The following is a 19,811-nucleotide window of genomic DNA, read 5'->3' on the forward strand; positions in this document are numbered from 1 at the left end:
GGGGTTCCCTCGAATGGAGAACCCAATGCACAAGAGCCAGTCCGTGCCGCCCCACGCCTTCGACCGTTGCCTTGCCGCGGTTCGACGGATGAGCCCGTGCCAGATCGAGGAGCTCCTGGAGCGCGCGGTCGCGATCAGATCCAGCCGCCTTGCATTGGGCGTGATCGAAGCACGGGGTGACTCCACCCGCAACTGTCCGCACTGTGGGCACGACAGCCGGAAGAAGTGGGGAACCACGCGAACCGGGGCGCAGCGGTTCCGGTGCGCGGGATGCGGGCGCACCTGGTCCGGCCTGACGGGCACGCGGGTCTGCGGGCTCCGCCACCTCGATCAGCTGCTCGAGGTCGTCGAGGACATGCTATCCGTGCGCGCGCCGTCCTGCCGCAAGCTGGGCAAGAAGCTTGGGCGGAGGAAGGACACCATCTGGCGCTGGGGGATGCTGATCCTCTCGGCGATATCGGGCGCCTCCAGCGAGCGCTTCGATGGGATCGTCGAAGTCGATGAGGCCTACCGGCGCGAGAGCCGGAAGGGATCCCGGGAGTGGGTTCGCCACAGCGCCGATCCCGACCGACATCCGCGGCCGCCCCGGCTCCAGTGGCATCGCTAAAAGGGCGGCCGGCTGAGGATGCAGCGCGGCCTGTCGCGCTGGCAGCTGCCCCTGCTCACGCTCGTCGATCGCAGCGGCGCCCGGCTGCTCGAAAGGATTCCGGATCGGCGAACGACGACGATCGCGGCTGCGCTTCGGCCGGTTGTGGCGCCGGACGCCATCATCTGCTCCGACAAGGCCTCGGCCTACTCCCACTAGGCCAGGACGCAGGGGCTCGAGCACTTCGAGGTGGAGAACGCGCCGGGGCGGCGGGTCGCCTCGCCAGCTCACCACATCCAGAACGTCAACGCGTTGCACTCGCGATACAAGGAGTTCATCAAGCCCTTCAGGGGCCCGGCGTCGAAGTATCTGGGCGGTTACCTGAACTGGTTCCTCATACAGCAGCGACGCTCGGCCGAGGACCTGTTCGCCGCCGTGGTGGCCTGAGACAGGGCCGGCGCCCGGATCTGCGGATCGAAACGAGGTTCTGCCGTTCAGGCTTCACGTTGATGAAGGCCGCGCCTAAGGTCGTCCCATTGAGGATCGCTTGGGGCGGGCGGCATGGATTGGCGCGGAACGTTCATTGGTCGGGAAGCCGACATGGAGATCCTGCGGACAGCCTTCGAGGAGGTTCGCGGCGGTAGCACCCGTGTCGTGGCGCTGGTCGCCGAGAGCGGCTTCGGCAAGACCCGGCTGGCGCAGGAGTTCTACGGCTGGCTCTCCACCGTCCATGATGGCATCGGCGGCGAGGGCTACTGGCCGGACAAGCTGCTGCGGCGCGAGAACAACCTTCAGGTCAATCCCGCGCTCGACGAGTGCGGCGACGACGGCAAGCGGATGCCGTTCCTGTGGTGGGGCCTGAGGATCTCGGATCCCGGCAGCCGTAACCAAGGGCTCGAAGACGCCTTACGACATGGCGTGGATGTCCTGAAGGCGCACCTTGAGGCCTACGCGCGAGAGGTCGAACTCGACGCGCTGCGCCGACGCAGCCTGCTCAGCGGCAAAGGCGTTGGCGTCGATATGGCGTGGAGCATCGCAGAGACCCTCATCGGTGAATTTGCGAATGCAGGCACCTTCGGTCTGCTCGGAATGGGCAAGCAGGCTATCGAAGAAGTCCGTACCCAGCGCGGGATCCTGCGGGACATCGAGCAGTTGGAAGACGCGGATGCATCTCCGGCAGCGACCGAGCGCCGGCGCAGAGACTTGCTGACCGAGACGATCCTCGCAGATCTGCATCGGATCGCGATGGCGCCTCCTGAGGGCTTCTCCTCTGTCCCGCTGGTGATACTCGTCGACGATGTCCAGTGGTTGTCGGCTGATCCCGGCATGGCCAGCTTCCTTCCCGCCCTGCTCCAGTGGGCACGGGAGGAGGGTTGGCCGCTTCTCCTCATTTTGACGAGCTGGCGCGCCGAGTGGCGGAGCAGCGCCACGGTGGGCAAGGCGCCGGGCGCATTCGCGACATCTGAGGACGTAGTGCATGAACTTGGCCGCGCCGAGGGGCTCGAGGCAACGATTGAAGTCTCTTTCCCTGGCTTGACCGACGATCAGCGCGCCGCGCTGACCCGAAAGGCCGACGGCAATCCCCGGCTTCTTGACGAGATGCTGATGTTTCTCGAGCGTCGCCCGAAGCTCTTCGTGGATCGTGACCCCGGACGAGAGCTGGCCGCTCGAGGGCTCGCCGAGACGCTCACGCGGGACTTCGCTGGATTCGTTGCGGACCGGCTCGAGGAGGCGCCGATCCATGTCCGGCGGGCGCTCGCCATCGCCAGCCTCCAGGGCGTCGCCTTCTCGCCGCGCCTTGTCCGTCGCGTGGCGGAGGGGCTGAAGGTGGTCGACGTCGAGACGGGGCTGAAAGAAGGCGACGACCCCCATAGCTTCGTCACGATTGGGGATGAGGGCGAGTTCCGCCTCGGTCCGTATCGCGACGCGGCCCGAGAGGATCTCGAGAACCATCATGATGAGGCCGAAACGGAAAGGGCTCTGGCGCAGGGGCTGAAGGAGGCTGCGACCTCCGTCTCCGAGGCAGATGAAATCGAGCTTATACTTGCATTTGAAGGTGCAATGCTCCTCCCAACCGATGGGCCAGAAAGCAGCTTATTACTGGTTGCAATCGCTTCCGAGCTTATTCGCCGTGCAAATTCAAATGAGAATAGGATGACCTCTCGGTCATTGGCCCGCAAATTGATGATGATGCTGGCCTCGGAGTTCGCAGATGGGCATACGCATGACCTGCATTTTCAGCGTAAGATATTTGAAGAGATAGCCAAGCCGCTCCGTGCGGCCGCCCAAGTGCGTCGGACACAAGAAGCGCAGCGCAATCTTGCTCAGGTGCTTAATGACATAAGCGACGTTATGCAGGCCCTTGACGACCTCGATACGGCACTTCGCTTCCGCAAGGAAGCGGTGGAAGCTCTACGTACTTTCGTCGAAGCGCAGCCCACACTTGGCGCCCAGCGAGAGCTTGCAGACGTACTGGGGTCGCTGGGCGACATGGTGGACGCTCTCGACGGCCCCGCCTCAGTTCGCCTTTTGCGTGAGGAAGAGGCTGCAATCAGACGAGTGCTGGCAGAGGCACAACCCACCCCGGAGTCTCAGCGCGATCTCGTCAACACGTTATCGACCCTTGCCGACTTGGTCAGTCGGTTAGATGGGCCCGCTGCGTCTCTTCCCTTGCGAAGAGAGCAGGCCGCAACCTTTCGCCTGCTCGCTGAGTCTGAATCATCGCCGTCGGCTTGGCGAGAGCTTGCCGCTGCCATCGGGCGCCTCAGTAACGCGATCGAGGTCGTTGACGGCCCGGCCGCGGGGCGGCCCCTGCGCGAAGAGGCGGTCTGGATCCTCCGCTCAATGGCCGAGACGCAACACGATCCCGAAGCCCCGCGCGACCTGGCCTATGCACTTCGTGCACTTGCCGCCGTCGTTGAGGCCCTCGACAGCCCCGTCGCGGCGCGAGCCCTGCGCGAGGAGGAGACCGCGATCTTCAGCGCTCTGGCCGAAGCGCAGCCGACCCAAGGCGCCCGTCGTGAGCTGTCCGTCGCACTCGGGAGGCTCGGCGACGTAGTGGAGGCCCTCGACGGCCCAGACGCGGCGCGCCCCCTGCGCGAGCAGGAAACCGAGATCCACCGCGCGCTGACCGAGGCGCAGCCGAGCCCCAGCGCCCGGCACGAGCTGGCCGTCGCGCTCGGGAGGCTCGGCGATGTGGTGGAAGCTCTCGACGGCCCCGCCGCGGCACGCCCTCTGCGAGAGGAGGAAACCGCGATCCACCGCGCTCTGGTCGAGGCGCGGCCTACACTCGCCGTCCGGCGTGATCTGGCCGTCGCACTCGGGAGGCTCGGCGACGTGGCGCAGGCCCTCGACGGTCCCGCCGCAGCGCGCCCCCTGCGCGAGGAAGAGACCGTGATCCACCGCACCCTGGCCGAAGCGCAGCCGATCCCCGGCGCCCGGCGCGATCTGGCCATCGCGCTCGCGAGGCTCGGCGACGTTGTGCAGGCCCTCGGCGGCCCCGCCGCGGCGCGCCCTCTGTGCGAGGAGGCAACCGCGATCTGCCGCGCCCTGGCCGAGGCGCAGCCGACCCCCGGCGCCCGGGGCGAGCTGGCCATCGCGCTCGCGAGGCTCGGCGACGTGGTGCAGGCCCTCGACGGCCCCGCCGCGGCGCGACCCCTGCGCGAGGAGGCGACCGCGATCTGCCGCGCCCTGGCCGAGGCGCAGCCGACCCCCGGCGCCCGGCGTGATCTGGCCATCGCGCTCGGGAGGCTCGGCGACGTGGTGCAGGCCCTCGACGGCCCCGCCGCGGCGCGCCCCCTGTTCGAGGAGGCGACCTCGATCTGCCGCGCCCTGGCCGAGGCGCAGCCGACCCCGCAAGCCGCCCTCGACCTCGTCGGAGCCATCGACAAGCTCGCAGGCAGCGTCTTTTCCCTGGAGGGCCCCGCTCAGTCGGCCAGCCTCCGGCGAGAAGCGGTCGAACTCGCGGCGATGGCCCATGCCGCCCTGCAAACGGCTTCGAGCAGACTTTGGCTGCGGGGATTGGAGTACAGGCGCCTGACAGACGGACTCGTCGGGGACGCGCCTTGGGTGAGAGCCTTCTCGCTGGAGGCCGCCGCAGGCGCGGATGAGGAGCTCGCCTTGAGGCTTGAGACCTTGTCCGAGGCTTTCCGAGACTGGGAGACCCGATACAGCCAGGTCGGATCAGGCTGGCCTGAAATAGTCGCTGCTGATATCGCTCGATGCCAGCTGGGACTTGGCGATCCGGTGGCGGCGGCAAGTCTTGGAGCCGCCACGTTGGCGGCGCTGCATGAGATCGCCAGCCTTCAGCCTCAGAGCCTCGGACCGAAGGCGGTCGATGCGGCGATCGTACTCGGGTTGGCGCAGATGCGCCTGGGACAGTCCGCCGAGGCCATGCAGACCTTCGAGCAGGCCGAGCGTGACTACGCATCGATCCTGCGATCCTCGGCGCTGGGTCTCCGCCAATCTGCGGCCATCGCCTGGTTCAAGGCCGAGCTCCTTGCTGAGCTGGGTCGCAAGAACGATGCGATGGCGATTCTGAAGGAGGGCCACGCTGCGGCGGTGGGGTTCGCGCGCTTCGGGATGATGGACGGCGCCGCCATTCTCAAGGCTTTCGAGACCCGCCTCTACGACCGATAAAGGCGCGCCGATCCCTTACTGCTCCATAGCTGCACCCGCAGGCTGCTCGGAGATGGCGCTGCTGCACCAAGGCCGTCAGTGACCCGTCAGCGGGCGCCGCCAGGGTCGCCAACACGCTATCGAGACATGGTAATTTTTTTAATTGCGCCCGAAGTGCGGCGATGGATTGACAGGCTGCAGTCGACCGACGCTATCCTTGCGTTCACAAAAGGTGTTTCAATTTTCGAGGCGATTTTCGTGCAGAGATTCGGTCTTGCATCAGCGCGGCCTCTGGCCCGACAAGTTGCGCTGATAGCGACATTTTTCCTGGCGCTTCTTGTTCTCCCGCAGGCCGCGCTGGCAGCCGAGCCGACGGTCCGCAGCGACGGGCCGCTCGATTGCCGCCCCGAAACGCTCGGCGCCGGACGATGTCTGATCGCTCTGCCCACGGGCACGCGCGCGACCTTCGTCACCGTGCGCGACCAGGACGGCAAGAATATCGAGCGCGAGTACGTCCGGCTGGACGATCCCAAGGCGCGGGACCTCGGATACGACGAACTGACGCTGATCCTCTACGATGTCAGCCGCAACGATGGCCGTGGCCAGGGCGCGCGACTGACCCGCACCCGCGCGGCCGCGGAGAAGATCGCCGGCGCAGTCGGCGGGCGACCCGGGCGCGCGGTGATGATCGTCGGCTTCGCCAACGGCCTCGACCGATCGCCGGCCGTCGGCCTGTCGGAGGTCCAGGAATGGATCTCGACGACGCCGCTGGAGGGATCCAGCACGTTCATTTTCTCCGGCGTCATTGACGCGACAAAGCGGCTGCTGCCCGAAAGGGCGGCGCTAAAGAGGATCGTGGTGCTGAGCGACGGCCTGGCCGAGGATTCTCTGGTCACGCCGGACCAGGCGGCCGCGGTCGCGCGGGAAGCCGGCGTGAGGGTGGACGCGCTAGGCCTGTTCTGGGCCGGGGATGGCTCGACCGAGCGGAGCCGGGGCCGCGAAGCGCTGCGGCTGCTCGCACGCGAGACCGGAGGCGCCTTCGAGGAGGTGTCGCTAAGCGATGCCTCGTCCCAGGGCGCGGATGCGCTGATCGCCGCGATCGACCAGCGCCGCAACCGCAGCGGCGTGGTCGTCGTGAAGAGCGGCTACCAGACCGCCGGCGTCGAGCTGGTGATGGAGGCAGACGCAGAGGCGAGCTTCGGCTCGAACGTAGAAATGACCTTTGGCGCAGGTCTCGACCCGACGTGCCCGCCCCCACGTGAGCTGGCCGAGTGCGCCGCCGAGCGCGCCGCGACCTCCGACGCGCCGGCGAGCGACGTGAAGGCGGACACGGAACGTCAACCGGCGCCCGATGCCGACGCTAGCGACGATCTGCTCGGCCTCGGCGTGCCTGATCTGTGGATCTTCGCCGGCTTGGGCGCCGCCGTCCTCATCGCCGTCGGGCTTCTGATCTTTGCGCTGCGCAAACGTCCCTCCCGCGAAGACGAACTGGACGGCGAAGAGCTCCCCGACAGCGGCGCCGGGTCGAGCGCGGCGTCGCCCGCCTCGCCCGGAGCGACTGTGATGAGCGCTCCATCGCGAGGCCGCCTGATCCCCGTCGAAGGCGGGAGCGTGTTCGAACTCCGCGCGGATCGCATCAGCATCGGGCGCGCAGAGGGCAACGACCTTGTGATCCAGCATGACAGCGTTTCGCGCAATCACGCCGAGATCTACGCGGATCCGCGCCACGGCGGCGTTTCGATCAGCGACCTCAACTCTCTCAACCACGTCTTCGTCAACGGCCAGAAGGTGCAGACAGGCGCGTTGAAGCACAACGACACCCTGCGTCTCGGCGAGGTGGAGATGCGGTTCGAGGCGAGGTGACGGCCGACGCGCTTGGCGATCAGACACGGAGCGGCGAACATGTCGAACAAGGACAAGAACAAGACGTTCTGGCGATACAAGAAGGAGCCCGATCAGGGCGCGCGGCCACCGATCGGCGGCAGCGACAGCGTCGACGCCGAGCGTTGGCGGTCAACCAAGGAATACCAGGCCGATGAGAGGCCAGGCTTCCAGGAGCCGCCGGCCGCGCCCCTGGGCTCAACGATCATCGCCAGGCCCGAAGGCCCGGAAGGGGCGGACGTCGCGTTGTTCGAGGACGATGTCGACCCAATCGTCGGGTGGCTGGTGATCGTGGGCGGTCCCGGACGCGGCCGGGCGATCCCGCTGGGCGCCGGGGCGAATTCCGTCGGCCGCGCAGGATCCGAGCGCGCCGCGCTCCCGTTCGGCGACGACCAGATCTCGAGCGAAAATCACGCCGTGATCGTCTACGACGACCGCGCGCGGAAGTTCTACGTCCAGCATGCCAGCGGCAAGAACCTGACCTGGCTGAACGGCGAGGTGGTGGTGAACCTGACGCCACTGAGCGATGGCGACACCCTGGAATTCGGGCGCAACACACGCTGCCGGTTCGCTGCGTTCTGCGGCGCCGGCTTCGACTGGAACGACATCGCGGCGGACGGAAAATGAAGCCGCCCCCCGCAGAACTGGCGCATGGCGGGGACTGGATCGGACGTCGCGAGCGGCAGGAGGATCACTATTTCCTCTTCGCCGAAACCAGCGCGGAGGGCGATCCTCGGGCGCTGTGCGTCCTTGCCGATGGTATGGGAGGGCACGCGGGCGGCGAGGCGGCCAGCCGGCTCGCCGTGGACACGTTCGTGCGCATCTACCGCTCGCGCTCGGATCTTGGGTCGAAAGAGCGGCTGCGGAGGGCTCTGAGCGCCGCCAACGAGGCGATCGGCGAGGAAGCTGCCCGTGACCCTATGCTGACGGGAATGGGCTGCACCCTGGTTGCCGCGCGAATCAAGGCAGGCCGCCTGGGCTGGATCAGCGTCGGAGACAGCCCGATGTGGCGCTTCGCCGGTGGGCGGCTGGAGCGGCTGAACGCTGACCACTCGTTGAAGACGGACCTCGAAGAGCGGGTTCGGCGGGGCGAAATGTCGGCCGCAGAGGCGCGCGAGGATCCGCAGCGACATGCGCTGACGTCGGCCGTGACCGGCCGGCCGATCTCGAAGATCGACCTGCGCCAGATCGCTCTGGCGCCAGGCGATCGGATCCTGCTTGCCAGTGACGGAGTCGAAACGCTGGAGCCCGACGAGATCGAGGCGGTCCTGGCGCGAGTAAGCAGGCAGCCGCCGTCGGTCGCCGTGGATGCGCTTCTGGACGAGGTGACCGCCAGACGCGCGCCGCACCAGGACAACACGACCGTCGTGATCATCGATCATCCCGGCACGCCTGCGGCGGTCGCCATACCGCGCGCGGCGACGCGGACCGCGAGTCTCCGCCTCGGTCGGATGCCCCTGGCGGCGGGCGGCCTGGCGGCAGGGTTCGCTGCGGGCCTCGGCGCAGGGTGGATCCTGTTCTCGGGAGAGGAACCGTCCTCCGAGAGCGCCGCCCCGCCCGCCGCGAGTTCCGGTGAGTTTCAGCCGCCCGCCCCGGCCGAAGGGACGAGGGGTCCCGCGGAGCGGCCCTCCGATCGGGAGCCGGTGCAGCCCGAGGCGCCGAGAGGCGGTGTCGAGGAACCAAGGCTCGAAGGCTCCGACAGCACGATGGACGCGCTTGGGGAGGACGAGGAAGGGACCGGGCTGGTCGACGAGGCGATAGACAGGACCGGGACACAGCGCCCAGCTTCGGACGGGGTGTCGGATACCACAGCGAGCAACCGAGTCGATGATGGCGCCGGCGGAGCGGCCCCCGACCCCGAGGCAGGCGGCGCGTCGCAGGCCGATGGCGTCGCCGATCCCGCGGTGGACGGAGGGGGCGAGCGGGAGCAGAAGGATCCTTCGGCCATCGGCGATACGGGTGCGGGGAATTGAACGTCCCCGGAGCGGCGGGTCGCGTCCCCGGGAAGATCGAAGACCAGCGAAGCTGAGGGAGACGCCTTAGATGGCCGCGTCCAAGCAAGGAGTCCTGCCCCCCGGCGTCCGGATCGCGGGGCACGTCATCGAGCGCGTTCTTGGCAACGGCGGGTTCGGCAAGACCTATGTCGTGCGGGAAGAGCGGACGGGCGCCGCGCGCGTGCTGAAGGAGTACTTCCCCGAAAGAGCCGCTCAACGCCGCCCAGGGTCAAACGATGTGATGCCGATCCCTGGACGGGAACGATCGTTCCATGACGGTTTCCGCTCGTTTGTGAACGAAGCGGAGGTGCTGCGCGACCTGCCGCGCCATCCCAACATCGTCGGCGTCTTCGGACTGTTCGAGAAGCACGACACGATCTACATGCTGATGGAGCTGGTCGAGGGCGTGCCGCTGGCGAACTACCTTGATCAACCGGGCTCGGTCGGGGAAGCGGAGCTGTTCCGCACCCTCCGCCGCATCTGTCGCGGCCTGACCCTCATCCACGACAGGCGCCTGCTGCACCGGGACATCAAACCCCAGAACATCATGATCACCCGCAAGGGCGGCCCGGTCCTGATCGACTTCGGCGCGGCGCGGCTGACCGGCGATCGCGATTTCCTGACCTCGATCTACACGCCCGGCTTCGCACCGATCGAACAGCTGGGCCAGGCGCGGAGCCTCGGCCTCAAGGAAGGACCGTGGACGGATCTCTACGCTACAGGCGCGCTGGCCTATCAGTTCGCCACCGGAAAGGTTCCCGCGGATTCCTGGCGCCGCTACGAGATGGTGTCAAACGGATCGCCCGACCCCTTTGCGCCCTGCGGAACGCAGGCGCGGGGCCACTACTCGCCAGCCTTCTGCCGCGCCGTCGACTGGGCGCTTTCGCTTGATCCCGAACGCCGTCCGGCGCGTGCCGAGGAGTGGGTCGAGGCGCTGGAGGGACGGGCAAAACCCCATCACAGCGTCCATGTCGGATGGGGCGCCGCCCCGGTGCTCGCGATCGCTGTGGCAAGGGTAAGACGAGATGCGCCGGCCCAGGCCGCGGCCGGCGAGGCGGGGCCACGCCGCTCCGAAACGGTTCGGGAGGGGCCGGAGGCTGACATCGGCGCCTCGTTCTTTTCCAGCCGGGAAGGCGACGGTTTCGCGACGGCGAATTCGGGTCGGTCGATCGCGGGTAATCGCATCTGGGTGAATATCCTGATCATGATGGCGATCCTCGCCGCGGTCGGGGCCGCCGCCGTCGCCATTTCCAGTTCGCAGCAATGAACCGGCCGCGCGTGTCGCGTCGCCCATTGGCGAGGGTCGGCGGGATCACGCTCACGCTCCTTGCCATGGTCGTGGCGGGCCCCACGTCAGAGGCTGCTGCGAACGAGGAAACGGACCCCGTCGCTGTGGCCGACCGTATCACCGTGCGCATCGCCGCACGTCTTCGCGACGGACGGATCGCCCTGGGCACCGGCTTCCTGGTCGCTCCCGGCCTGCTCGCCACGAACCAGCACAACGTCATGGACGCCGAGGTGATTGGGGTCTTCGTCAACGGGCCGGACGGGCCGCTGCGCGCCAGCGCAGAGGTCGTGGCCGAGGATCGCGACGTGGACCTGGCGGTCCTCCGGATCCCCGACCTGGGCTTGGGGCAAGGCGGGGTGATCGCCGCGACGGTTCCGGGGAAGGGCGAGGATGTCTTCGCCCTCGGCTTTCCCGCAATAGCGGACGGCGGGCGACTGGACCCGGACGAAGCGGCTTTCGCCGAGAGCTCGCTGACCGGCGGCGTGGTCAGCCGGGAGACGACGATGGCCTGGGGAGCCGACGGGCGCGACCTGACTGTCATCCAGCACACGGCAGAGCTGGCGCCCGGCAACAGCGGCGGAGCCTTGTTCGACGCCTGCGGCCGCGTCGTGGGCGTGAACACGGCGCTGCTGGGCGGGGGAGGAGAGCGGGCGATCTCGCTCGCATTGACCTCGGAGACGCTCCTTCGGGTGCTGCAGCTCGCGAGTGTTGACGTTCGCGCAACCAGAGCGGCCTGCGTCCCGACCGGCGAGAGTCACGCGGCTTCGGGGGCTGGCGTCTCCGGCCTGATGCTCTGGGCCGTGGCGGGGTTGGGCGCCGCAACGGCGGCGGGCCTGGCCGTTATCGCCTATCGCCGGCCGTCGGCGCTGCCAGGCGTCTTGCCGGCCTCGGTCGGTGGGCTGTCGCTGGTTGGGTCGGGTGTCGACGCGTTCGTCGCCCGGGCCCGCCTTGCCCGTGGCGACGGGGTCGTCATCGGGAGGGACCCGAACTGCGCTGTCGTCATCGACCAACCGGGGGTCAGTCGCCGGCACGCGGTCTTGCACCTCCAGGAGGGGCGTCTCCGCCTGACGGACCTGGGCTCGACGAACGGGACATGGATCGACGGGCGGCGGATTCCGCCGCGCCGCTCTGTCGGGTTGCGCGAGGCCGCGCGCCTGCGACTGGGCCGGGTCGACCTTCGCTTGAGGCCACGACGACGCTAAGCGGGCCGGCGACTTCGACCACTCCTGTCAGGCGGCGGGCATGAGCAGGGCGGCCAAGTAGAAGACGAACACCGCAGGGGCGGTCAACAGCAACAGCAACGCCCGGTCCTCGGGTTTCGCGACGCCTCCCTGAGCGAAGCGCAGATGGGCGCCCAGCAGGGCGCTGGCCGCGCCAAAGCCGACGACCACGGTGAAACCCGCCTGTTGCGGCTGGTCCGCGCCAAACAGCCAGGAGGCGACCGCGACGACGCCCATGCCCCAGGCCAGCGCGATGAGGACTGGGGCGGCGGCCTGCGCGCCACGGGCCCATCTCGCCACGACATCGAGCGCGACCGCCGCCGCGGCGCCGATGCACACGCTCACCACGACGAGGATGAAGAAGCGCACGACTGGATTGAGCCCCATGACCAACGAAATGTCGAACGGGGTCGCCTCAAGCCAGCCTAGCTCCTGAAATATGGTAACCACCGCAACCAGCGACCCGAAGCCGGACAGCCAGTCGCCGATCGAAAGGCGCGAGCTTTTTTCCGCCATTCTAGAAACCACCCCCCTTAAATGCGAATCGACTGTATCTCCGACATGCTATGCTCCAACAGGATATTGCGAATCGGGATGAGTTTGCGAGCTTGGGCTGAAGGATGGCCTGGCCCTATTCGCCGCACAGGCTCGATTTTAGAGAGGGCGTCCGCGCGTCGCCGGGGGATATAAGACCATGTCGCAAGCGCATGTCCGCGCCCTGTCGAGGCTTATTGCGGCAGCGACGCTGAACGACATTCTCTTGTTGGCGCTCGTGTCGATCTGGGCGCTCAAGAGCGGTTGGCTCGACAGCCTGACCGGCGTTCAGCTTGCCTTGACCGCCTTTGTCTGGATCGCGGGCTATTTCCTGGTCTGCGAGATCTTTCTGGGCGGTTGGACTTTCGGCAGGCTGGCGATGGGGCTAGCCGCGTGTCGCGTCGACCGCGCGCCCCTGAGCGCAAGCATGCGCGCCCAGCGCCTGGCGCGGCGCACGATCGGCGTGGTCAACGGCGGCCTGTTTTCCGGCTCGACCCTGCACCAGGACCTGAAGCTGGGCATAGTCTACCGCAGTGTGCTGCTGGAGACGCAATCGCCCCCCGCGCCCTCATCGCCGCGCCGCGCCTCGGATCTCGTCATCGAGATACGGACCCGCGGAAGCAGGGCGACGTTCAAGGCCAGCGAATTCCTGCGATTCAGGCAACTTGGCGTCATCCAGGTGGGCCGGGACGGGACGTGGGCGGACGTGAAGCTGCGCAACGAGAAGGTCTCGCGCAAGCACCTGCTCATCCGCCGTCAGGGCGACAGCGCCATCCTGCGCAACCTGAGCGACAAGGGCGGCACGGTCGTCAACGGTCGTCGCATGAGGCCCGGCCAGTCCTTTCCGTGCGATCGCCCGTGCCTGGTCGAATTGGCGGGGGAAGTGACTTTGAGAATCGAGCCAATCTAGGCGCTGGTTTCCACATTTTTTTAGGACGCCGATTGCTGATGAAGATCCGGAATTTCTCCGTTCTCGAACATCGCTTCGCCGGCTTGGCGGGACTGTTCGTCTTTCTCAAGACCATTGCGATCTCAAGCTATCTCGCGTTGGCCTTGGCCGTGGTCGGGGCGGCGTTGCTGCTGGCGGTCGGGCCGATGCTGGGCGCGGCCGCGGCCTCGATGTCCTTTCTAACCGCGCTGGTCCTGCTGGCGCTGATGGTGGGGGGCGTGTTCTGCTACGGGCTGCTGATCGTCGGCATCATGAACCTCAACAAGGTCGCCGCCGGCATCATGGCCGGGCTCATCATGCTCTCGCTGATGTCGGCGACCGCGACGGCCGCCGTGCGGGCAATCGAGTTCCATGCGATCTCGACATACACCACGGTCCTGATTGTGATCTGCTACGTGGCCTACGCGGCGCTGATGCTCGCGATCTGCGGGCAGCTTCTCTATGTGATGGGAATCAGTTCGCGGACCGAGCGCATCGTGCTCGCGGCCCGACAGGCGAGCCTTCTCAGCCTTGCCGGCCTGATGGGGGTCTTCGACGTGCCGGCGCGGCTCCGCCACACCAATCGTTACGTCAAGCGCACGCTGCTGATGATGGCGCTGAGCGGGGTTCTCTACGCCACGTTGCCGCTCGCCATCACGGCGGGACCGGTCCTGCTGATGAACGAGATGGACCGCCGGGTCCGCGAATACGGCCAGCTGCACAATGTCCTCACGCAGGGCGTGGAAGACAAGTTTGGCAGCACCTACAGCAAGCCCCAGATCTCGGATGCGATTCGCCAGAAACTGGCGCCCGCCTACGACAACATCGCCAAGGATTGGCTGGTAAAGCTGGTGCTGATCGCGGCGCCCGCGCTGGCGGCCTGCCTTCTACTGGGCGCCTTTGTGCGCCGACAAACGCAGAAGCTGATGGCATCGCGCCTGCAGGAGATCGCCGCCGTAGACCGTCGGCGGCCGATCTTCTTCCTGCGCAGCTTCGACGACGACCAGATCAGGCTTCAACCCAGCAGCCGCTCGTTCCTGACCCGGCTGCTGCGCCTCGGACGGCCGGCCGAAACGATCGACACACTGCTGCTGGAGGAAGGCACCGCACTGGGCCCGGTGGTCGCGCTCGGCGATCCCGACGACGCTGGCCGCATGCCCTTCGGAGCGGCGCGCGAGTATCGCGGCGACGGCAGCTGGCTGGGCGCGGTGGAGGACCTGATGCACAGCGCCCGCGCGATCGTCATCGTGCTCGAGAATTCGGACGGTATCTGGACGGAGGCCCAGAGCCTCATCGCGCGGGGCTATCTCGACAAGACGCTCTTCATCATCCACCCCCGCTACGGCAGCGTGCACGAGTACGAGCCTGTCGTCAGCCGCTTGTGCCAGATCGCGCAGACCTCCGGGACGTCGACGCTGGCGCCGCTGGATGCTTACGCGCGCCAACGGCGGCCGGGGCAGCTGATCGGTTTTCACACCGATGCGCGGGGTCGGCTGGTCGCCTATGAAAGCAGCGAGTTCTCCTGGATCACCGCGATCCTGCTGCTTCGCATCTTCTTCCGAACGGCTCTTCCCCAGGCGCGGGAGAGCGCGCAGCCGCAGCAGGCCTCCGCAGGATACGCACGGGCGCCGGGTTGATCGCGGCCCTCATCCGGGCAACGCCAGCGGCCGGAGGCTGTAGACGCGGGTCCAGTCCCGCAGGTCGGCCGCCTCCGCCTGGGAGATGCGCAGAAAGAGGACAACGGCCTCCGCCCGGCTCGGCATCTCACGCAGACTGCAAAGCTGCGCGCCGATGGCCTCCAGTTCCTCAAGCGTCCGGGCGGCCTGCGTCTCGGCGACCCGGAAGTCGCCGATGGCGCGGATCCCGAACAGCGCCGCGCCCATCGCGGGAAGCCCGGCGCCCAGAACGGTGGCGGCCGCCTTCGCCGGGGTCTTGCAGGCGACCAGCGTCTCCTTGAGGGGGGCAAGCGCCTCGACCTTGTCGGCGAGGTGATAGAGCCCGGCGAAGCCGAGGAACGCGACGCCCACGACCACGGCGCCGACGAACAGGCGTTCGCCCCACAGATGCAGGCTGTGATCGAGCTTGCCGGCGATCTCCCGGGCGGAGCGCTGGTAGGTCACCTGCCCCGCAAGCTCGTCCAACAGCGCGGCGTCGATAGCCAGGCGCAGGGCGTCCTCATCCAGCCGGCACGTGGGCGGGGCGATCTCGCGCAGGGTGGCCCGCACGTACCACTCGACCCACGCCGTCTCACCCAGACCCTCACCCGCGCGCTCCGGCGCATCGGTTCGGCCCAGAAGGAGGGTCAGTCGGGCCGGACGAAGGATCTCGGCGACCGAACGCGCCTGCAGCCAGCGCCGGTGCCAGTCGAGCCCGTTCGCGCCGCCACGCCGGGTGATGATCAGGATCACGACGATCAGCAACAGTTCGACTGAAACGCAGGCGATCTTGAAATACAACTTTTCGTCCGACGTCCACGCGACGACGCTGAACAGGCCCGCGAGCACGGCGAGCGCGGCGAACACGAAGTTGACCACATAGGCAGAGCGATAGGCGTGGCCGTTGCGCATGGCGACGGAGTCGGCGTGCCGCCAGCAGGGCTCGAGTCGCGTGCGCAAGGTCTCCGCGAAGACCGCTCCCCCTAGGGTCTCGGCCCGCCCGAGGAAGGCGGCCCATTGCGCGCGCGTCACGTCGTCGGGCGCGATGTTCACCGGGATCGACATGCGACGGCCGGCTGCGAGCCGCCGCAGCAGGTCGAAGGGGAACCATCCGGTGCGGGTCGCGGTGGGCTCCTCCAGGTGGAGGAGCAGGTCGCGATGCGCCCTCTCTCCGGTCGGGGGGGCGAGATGCGCCAGCAGCGCCGCCTCGAGGTCGGCCGAGGGAGCCGGTCCGTCTGCGGTTTCGACGATCGCGGCGGGACCGTCGTCCGGCGCGGCGCGATCGGCGGGGGTCAGCAGCAGCCGCGCTTCGCCCTCGAGCGACAGCCGGACGACCGGCCGACCGGCGGCCAACGCCATGCCGACCACGTCCGAGGTGCCGCCAGCCGGGCCCTCCTTTCCGTCCCACACCGCGATCAGCACGTCGGCGTTGGCGACGATGCGCCGCCCCACGGCGACATAGGCCTCGGTCCTGGCGTCCTCGTCGGCCGCGTCGCCGTCAAGCTCGAGCAGCGCGCCCCGACCGGGCGCGGCGCATAGGGCGCGGAACCGTGCGTCGGCGAGGGCGTCGAAGTCCTGCATGCGGGCGAACGCGTCACGCTCGAACGGCAGCAGCGCGTCCAGGGCCCAGCCACGCGCTGTCGCCCGCTCGGCCACGAGCATGTCCGCGCCCGCCGCGAGAGAGCCCACCAGCCGGAGCCGCGGCGGCGTCTCGCGCCAGGCCCTCGGATCGCGCTCCCGGACGTCTCCCGCCAGCCGTGAAAGGGCGTCGAGCAGCGCCTCGACGCGGGGGGCGAGACGGGCCTCCACATCGGGCGTCACCCTCGGCGGCCGGTGGCCGGTCACACCCGCGCGCAATGTTGGCGCGGGACGCGGATCTATGGGTCTGGGATCAATCATGCGGGCCCCCTTGGCTGCCCGTTCACCTTGCCCGGATCCGCGGGCGACGCTCAAGCGCCAAGCCGTCGAGGAGACCGGGAACGTGCTAGCCTGCGGGGACAGACAAGACCGGATTTCAGACGGGGAACGCGGGATGCAGGACGAGGGGCCCGAGGCCATCCTGGCGCTTGACGGCGGGGGCGTGCGCGGCATGGGATCCGTCGCTTTCCTGGAAAGGATGGAGACGCTGCTGGCCGCACAGGGCCGGGAGCGGCTGTCCGAGGCCTTCGATCTCTTAGGCGGCGTCTCGACCGGGGCGATCCTCGCGGGCGCGCTGGCCATGGGGCGCTCCGCCTCGGAGGTGCGGGAGTTCTAATGCGTCTCGCGCCCAGGGTCTTCCGCAGCTCGCGCTGGCGTAAAGCGGGGCTGCAGAGCCGGTTCGACGCACGCCCCCTGATGGAGGAGATCGAGAAGGTGGTGCGCGAGCGCACGCTCGACACGCCCGACCTGCTGACCCGTCTTGGGGTGGTGACCAAGTGGCTGGATACGGCGTCTCCATGGGTGATCACCAACAGCCCCGCGGCGCCGTTCTGGGAAGATCCGCCCGACGGCGCCTATATCGGCAACCGCCGCTACAAGCTCAAGGCGCTGATCCGGGCCTCGACCGCGGCGCCCTATTTCTTCGCGCCCCAGCTGATCGAGGTGCTGACGCGGCGGCGGCCGGGACTGTTCGTGGACGGCGGCGTGTCGCCCTACAACACCCCAGCGATGCTGCTGGCGATGGTCGCGACGTCGACCGGCCATGGCTTCGGCTGGCCACTGGGCGCGGAGAGGCTTTCCCTGGTGTCGGTCGGGACCGGACGAAGCCGCGACCGGATCGGGCCGGACGCGCCGCGCCGGATGCTTCCAGCGTCGCTGGCGCTGCGCGCTCTGCGGGGTCTGATCACGGACGGACAGACCCACGCGCTGGCGATGTGCCAGTGGCTGGGAGAATGCGACGCGCCCTGGCCGATCGACGCGCGCCCCGGCGTGCCGGCCGGCCCTCGGCCCACGCCGCTGTTCCGTTTCCAGCGCTTCGATGTGGAGCTGGAGCAGGACTGGCTGGCGCGCAAGTTGAACATGCGGATCGCCTCGGCGGAGGAGCGGTCGCTGCGCAGGATGGATGACCCTGCGATCATCCCCCTCGCTTACCGGATCGGCTGCGTGGCCGCCGAGCGCCAGATGATCGTCTCTCCCCTGCCGGACCTGCCTGCGGCCTCCGTCGACGCGCAGTCCCCCGAGCGTATCGGCTGAGCCGCCTCTCGGTCGCAGGCGGGCCGAGAGCGTTCAGGGCGACAGACGGCGGAGTTCGGAGACGAGGTCGCGGGCGAAGGCGACCGCCTCGGGGTCGGCGGCCGTGTCGACGATGATCTCAAGGTTGTCGGCGGTCGTGCCGGGCTGGAATCCTTCCGTCACCCGGGTCGCCGCCCCGACGAGGCGACGGCGAGCCTCTGCCGGATCGCGGGCAAGCACGGCGAGCTCGAGCAGCGTCGCGTGCTTCCAGTAGTCCTCGCGGCGGTTTTTCTCGGTTGCCCATCGCACCACGGGAACCAGGCGCCCCAGCTCGGCCATGTCCTCGGGCGCTGCGCGCACCGAAAGCAGCGTCGCGAGATTGATCCCGGGATAATAATCGCGAGAGTCCGCCTCGAACCCGCGCCTGTAGGCCTGGATGGCGAGGTCCAGCTGGCCCTCCGCGACGATCGGAAAGCCCTCCGCCGTCGCCGCGCGCCAGAGGTTCTTGTGCACGCGGCCGATCAGACCGCATGTTTCCGCGTTCGCTCCGCGCTCGGCCTCCAAAGCGTTCAGGAGTTCGAGGGCCCGAGCGGCAAGCGCGTGCGCCTTCGCGCGATCCTTCGCACGCTCGGCCAGGCGGTTCAGCGCCATGGCCGTCTGCTCGCGCGGAAGCGCCTGCCGGCGAAGCGGCTCGGGAAGGTCGTCGAAGACCGCCACAATGCGGTCCCAGGCCTTCAGGGCGCGATAGGCCAGCATAAGCTCCAGCGCCGGCGTCGCCTCGCCGCCCGCCGCCGCGCCCAATTCCCGGCGGACCGCGTCGAGCGCTTCAACCGCCGCCGCGACCGAAGCGACATTGCGGAAGTCGGCTCCCGACCGGATTGCCGCAATGCGGGCGCTGACCGCCTGTTCGCTGCGCGCCCGCTCCGGGAACAGGTCGGCGCGCAGATGGGCAATGTCGGGAGCGCGGTAGCCATTGACCAACTGGAACAGCGGGCTGTCCGAGCGCCCGTGGGCGTCGTCGGCCTGGCTGCGCGCCGCGGTGAGGGCCGCCGCGAGTGACGCGATGAAGGCGTCGACCCGGCCCGAATCGAGCCGCCCTTCGTCATCCAGCATGTAGGCGATGGCGCGCAAGGGCGAGACGTCGAACGGCATGTGATCGGGGTGCGCGGTCACGGCGACAGTCGTATGCGGCCGGACGGCATGGCGGACGCCCAGTTCATAGTAGACGTTGGGGTTAGATGTGGTCAGGTCGGCCACGGCGAAGTCGCAGAAGATCAGCCGTTCGAAGAATTGCTTGTGGATGATTCCGCCCGCGGCTTCGAGGTCTCCACGCAGCGGGACCATCCCCGCCCGCTCGATCCCGGGTTTCAGCGCGATCTCGTAGACCGCGTCGAAGTCGACGCGAAAGTTGCGGATCGGATCGGGCTTCTCACCAAAAGGCATCAGGATGAAGCAGAGTGGGTCGTCCATAGGAAATCGGTCCCCCCGGGAAATCGCTGCCGGTCGTGGCGAGATAATAGACGAATTGGTCGGCGGAATTCGAGCAGGTTCCTCGCCCCCCGCTGAAGAGGGAGCCACGCCCGCCTCCGATGCCGTCGCGGGCGAGCCATCGCATACGACTTCGCCGCATTCGCGTGAGCCACGGACGAGGGCGGCTCGCTGACGCGCGCCCGCGCCGTCCAGGAGATCTCTCTTCCGAGCATGGCGCGCAGAGGCCGTTTGATATTCTCATGTAAAAGAGCCCTCGCGTGGGCATCTCTGGTCGACTCCAGCGGTCCCGATCAAGTCGCGAAGCTCGGCAGAGTGAGCTGGTCCCCCTTTCCCGGACTGGTTTGCAGCGTGACCATGCTTGGTTGCGCTGACCCCGAAGTCTGGACCGCCCGGTTCTGGGAATCCCGGGCATCTGCGCTGACCCCGAAGTCTGGACCGCCCGGTTCTGGGAATCCCGGGCTTCGTCA

At 68.2% G+C, this 19,811-nt stretch carries 16 protein-coding genes; 13 read left to right on the forward strand and 3 right to left on the reverse strand.

Features of this window, described 5'->3' with window-relative positions; all coding sequences use genetic code 11:
* Positions 1-25: 25 nt before the first annotated feature.
* The 9 genes from AAC134_RS09635 (at position 26) to AAC134_RS09675 (ending at position 11,568) form a co-directional block, all read left to right on the forward strand.
* The gene (locus AAC134_RS09635) at positions 26-607 is read left to right on the forward strand and encodes a hypothetical protein (protein ID WP_339948872.1); all 582 of its coding nucleotides are present in this window, start codon (positions 26-28) and stop codon (positions 605-607) included.
* Between the two features lie 18 nt (positions 608-625).
* Positions 626-805, forward strand: coding sequence for a hypothetical protein (locus AAC134_RS09640; protein WP_339948873.1), 180 nt, complete (start codon positions 626-628; stop codon positions 803-805).
* Between the two features lie 93 nt (positions 806-898).
* Positions 899-1,033 (forward strand): hypothetical protein, encoded by a 135-nt coding sequence (locus tag AAC134_RS09645; protein WP_339948874.1) that lies wholly within the window; start codon positions 899-901, stop codon positions 1,031-1,033.
* Positions 1,034-1,186: 153 nt separating this feature from the next.
* On the forward strand, positions 1,187-5,224 hold the full coding sequence (locus AAC134_RS09650) for a hypothetical protein (RefSeq protein WP_339948875.1): 4,038 nt from the start codon (positions 1,187-1,189) through the stop codon (positions 5,222-5,224).
* A 126-nt stretch (positions 5,225-5,350) separates the two neighbouring features.
* Positions 5,351-7,066, forward strand: a complete 1,716-nt coding sequence (locus tag AAC134_RS09655; protein ID WP_339948876.1) for an FHA domain-containing protein — start codon at positions 5,351-5,353, stop codon at positions 7,064-7,066.
* Between the two features lie 39 nt (positions 7,067-7,105).
* The gene (locus tag AAC134_RS09660) at positions 7,106-7,711 is read left to right on the forward strand and encodes an FHA domain-containing protein (protein WP_339948877.1); all 606 of its coding nucleotides are present in this window, start codon (positions 7,106-7,108) and stop codon (positions 7,709-7,711) included.
* Positions 7,708-9,057, forward strand: a complete 1,350-nt coding sequence (locus tag AAC134_RS09665) for a protein phosphatase 2C domain-containing protein (protein ID WP_339948878.1) — start codon at positions 7,708-7,710, stop codon at positions 9,055-9,057. Before AAC134_RS09660 ends, AAC134_RS09665 begins: the two co-directional genes overlap by 4 nt.
* Positions 9,058-9,127: 70 nt before the next feature.
* A complete protein-coding gene (locus AAC134_RS09670) occupies positions 9,128-10,345 on the forward strand; it encodes a serine/threonine-protein kinase (protein ID WP_339948879.1) in 1,218 nt (405 codons plus the stop codon).
* 125 nt (positions 10,346-10,470) lie between these two features.
* Positions 10,471-11,568 (forward strand): trypsin-like peptidase domain-containing protein, encoded by a 1,098-nt coding sequence (locus tag AAC134_RS09675; RefSeq protein ID WP_339948880.1) that lies wholly within the window; start codon positions 10,471-10,473, stop codon positions 11,566-11,568.
* Positions 11,569-11,595: 27 nt separating this feature from the next.
* Here the strand turns inward: AAC134_RS09675 and AAC134_RS09680 are convergent, their stop codons facing one another.
* Positions 11,596-12,102, reverse strand: a complete 507-nt coding sequence (locus AAC134_RS09680) for a hypothetical protein (protein ID WP_339948881.1) — start codon at positions 12,100-12,102, stop codon at positions 11,596-11,598.
* Positions 12,103-12,280: 178 nt separating this feature from the next.
* On the opposite strand from AAC134_RS09680, the gene AAC134_RS09685 reads away from it, so the two are divergent.
* Both AAC134_RS09685 and AAC134_RS09690 read left to right on the forward strand, forming a co-directional pair.
* The gene (locus AAC134_RS09685) at positions 12,281-13,030 is read left to right on the forward strand and encodes an FHA domain-containing protein (RefSeq protein WP_339948882.1); all 750 of its coding nucleotides are present in this window, start codon (positions 12,281-12,283) and stop codon (positions 13,028-13,030) included.
* Positions 13,031-13,062: 32 nt separating this feature from the next.
* Positions 13,063-14,685 carry a hypothetical protein gene (locus tag AAC134_RS09690; RefSeq protein WP_339948883.1) on the forward strand — a complete coding sequence of 541 codons (1,623 nt, stop codon included), beginning with the start codon at positions 13,063-13,065 and terminating at the stop codon, positions 14,683-14,685.
* A 9-nt stretch (positions 14,686-14,694) separates the two neighbouring features.
* Here the strand turns inward: AAC134_RS09690 and AAC134_RS09695 are convergent, their stop codons facing one another.
* Positions 14,695-16,602 (reverse strand): hypothetical protein, encoded by a 1,908-nt coding sequence (locus tag AAC134_RS09695; protein ID WP_339948884.1) that lies wholly within the window; start codon positions 16,600-16,602, stop codon positions 14,695-14,697.
* Between the two features lie 133 nt (positions 16,603-16,735).
* On the opposite strand from AAC134_RS09695, the gene AAC134_RS09700 reads away from it, so the two are divergent.
* Positions 16,736-16,957 (forward strand): patatin-like phospholipase family protein, encoded by a 222-nt coding sequence (locus AAC134_RS09700; RefSeq protein WP_339948885.1) that lies wholly within the window; start codon positions 16,736-16,738, stop codon positions 16,955-16,957.
* On the forward strand, positions 16,957-17,874 hold the full coding sequence (locus AAC134_RS09705) for a patatin-like phospholipase family protein (protein ID WP_339948886.1): 918 nt from the start codon (positions 16,957-16,959) through the stop codon (positions 17,872-17,874). The genes AAC134_RS09700 and AAC134_RS09705 overlap by 1 nt, the downstream gene beginning before the upstream one ends.
* A gap of 33 nt (positions 17,875-17,907) precedes the next feature.
* Here AAC134_RS09705 and AAC134_RS09710 read toward each other — a convergent pair whose 3' ends face one another.
* Positions 17,908-19,323 carry a TRAFs-binding domain-containing protein gene (locus tag AAC134_RS09710; protein WP_339948887.1) on the reverse strand — a complete coding sequence of 472 codons (1,416 nt, stop codon included), beginning with the start codon at positions 19,321-19,323 and terminating at the stop codon, positions 17,908-17,910.
* Between the last annotated feature and the right edge of the window lie 488 nt (positions 19,324-19,811).

Source organism: uncultured Albimonas sp., assembly GCF_963977235.1.
Taxonomy (GTDB): domain Bacteria; phylum Pseudomonadota; class Alphaproteobacteria; order Rhodobacterales; family Rhodobacteraceae; genus Albimonas.

Bases quoted from the DNA above. Each gene is read 5' to 3' on its own strand.
- AAC134_RS09655 (WP_339948876.1), top strand. From the start codon at position 5,351: ATGGTAATTTTTTTAATTGCGCCCGAAGTGCGGCGATGGATTGACAGG.
- AAC134_RS09670 (WP_339948879.1), top strand. From the start codon at position 9,128: ATGGCCGCGTCCAAGCAAGGAGTCCTGCCCCCCGGCGTCCGGATCGCG.
- AAC134_RS09660 (WP_339948877.1), top strand. From the start codon at position 7,106: ATGTCGAACAAGGACAAGAACAAGACGTTCTGGCGATACAAGAAGGAG.
- AAC134_RS09635 (WP_339948872.1), top strand. From the start codon at position 26: ATGCACAAGAGCCAGTCCGTGCCGCCCCACGCCTTCGACCGTTGCCTT.
- AAC134_RS09680 (WP_339948881.1), bottom strand. From the start codon at position 12,102: ATGGCGGAAAAAAGCTCGCGCCTTTCGATCGGCGACTGGCTGTCCGGC.
- AAC134_RS09695 (WP_339948884.1), bottom strand. From the start codon at position 16,602: ATGATTGATCCCAGACCCATAGATCCGCGTCCCGCGCCAACATTGCGC.
- AAC134_RS09705 (WP_339948886.1), top strand. From the start codon at position 16,957: ATGCGTCTCGCGCCCAGGGTCTTCCGCAGCTCGCGCTGGCGTAAAGCG.
- AAC134_RS09650 (WP_339948875.1), top strand. From the start codon at position 1,187: ATGGAGATCCTGCGGACAGCCTTCGAGGAGGTTCGCGGCGGTAGCACC.
- AAC134_RS09640 (WP_339948873.1), top strand. From the start codon at position 626: ATGCAGCGCGGCCTGTCGCGCTGGCAGCTGCCCCTGCTCACGCTCGTC.
- AAC134_RS09665 (WP_339948878.1), top strand. From the start codon at position 7,708: ATGAAGCCGCCCCCCGCAGAACTGGCGCATGGCGGGGACTGGATCGGA.
- AAC134_RS09700 (WP_339948885.1), top strand. From the start codon at position 16,736: ATGCAGGACGAGGGGCCCGAGGCCATCCTGGCGCTTGACGGCGGGGGC.
- AAC134_RS09710 (WP_339948887.1), bottom strand. From the start codon at position 19,323: ATGGACGACCCACTCTGCTTCATCCTGATGCCTTTTGGTGAGAAGCCC.
- AAC134_RS09685 (WP_339948882.1), top strand. From the start codon at position 12,281: ATGTCGCAAGCGCATGTCCGCGCCCTGTCGAGGCTTATTGCGGCAGCG.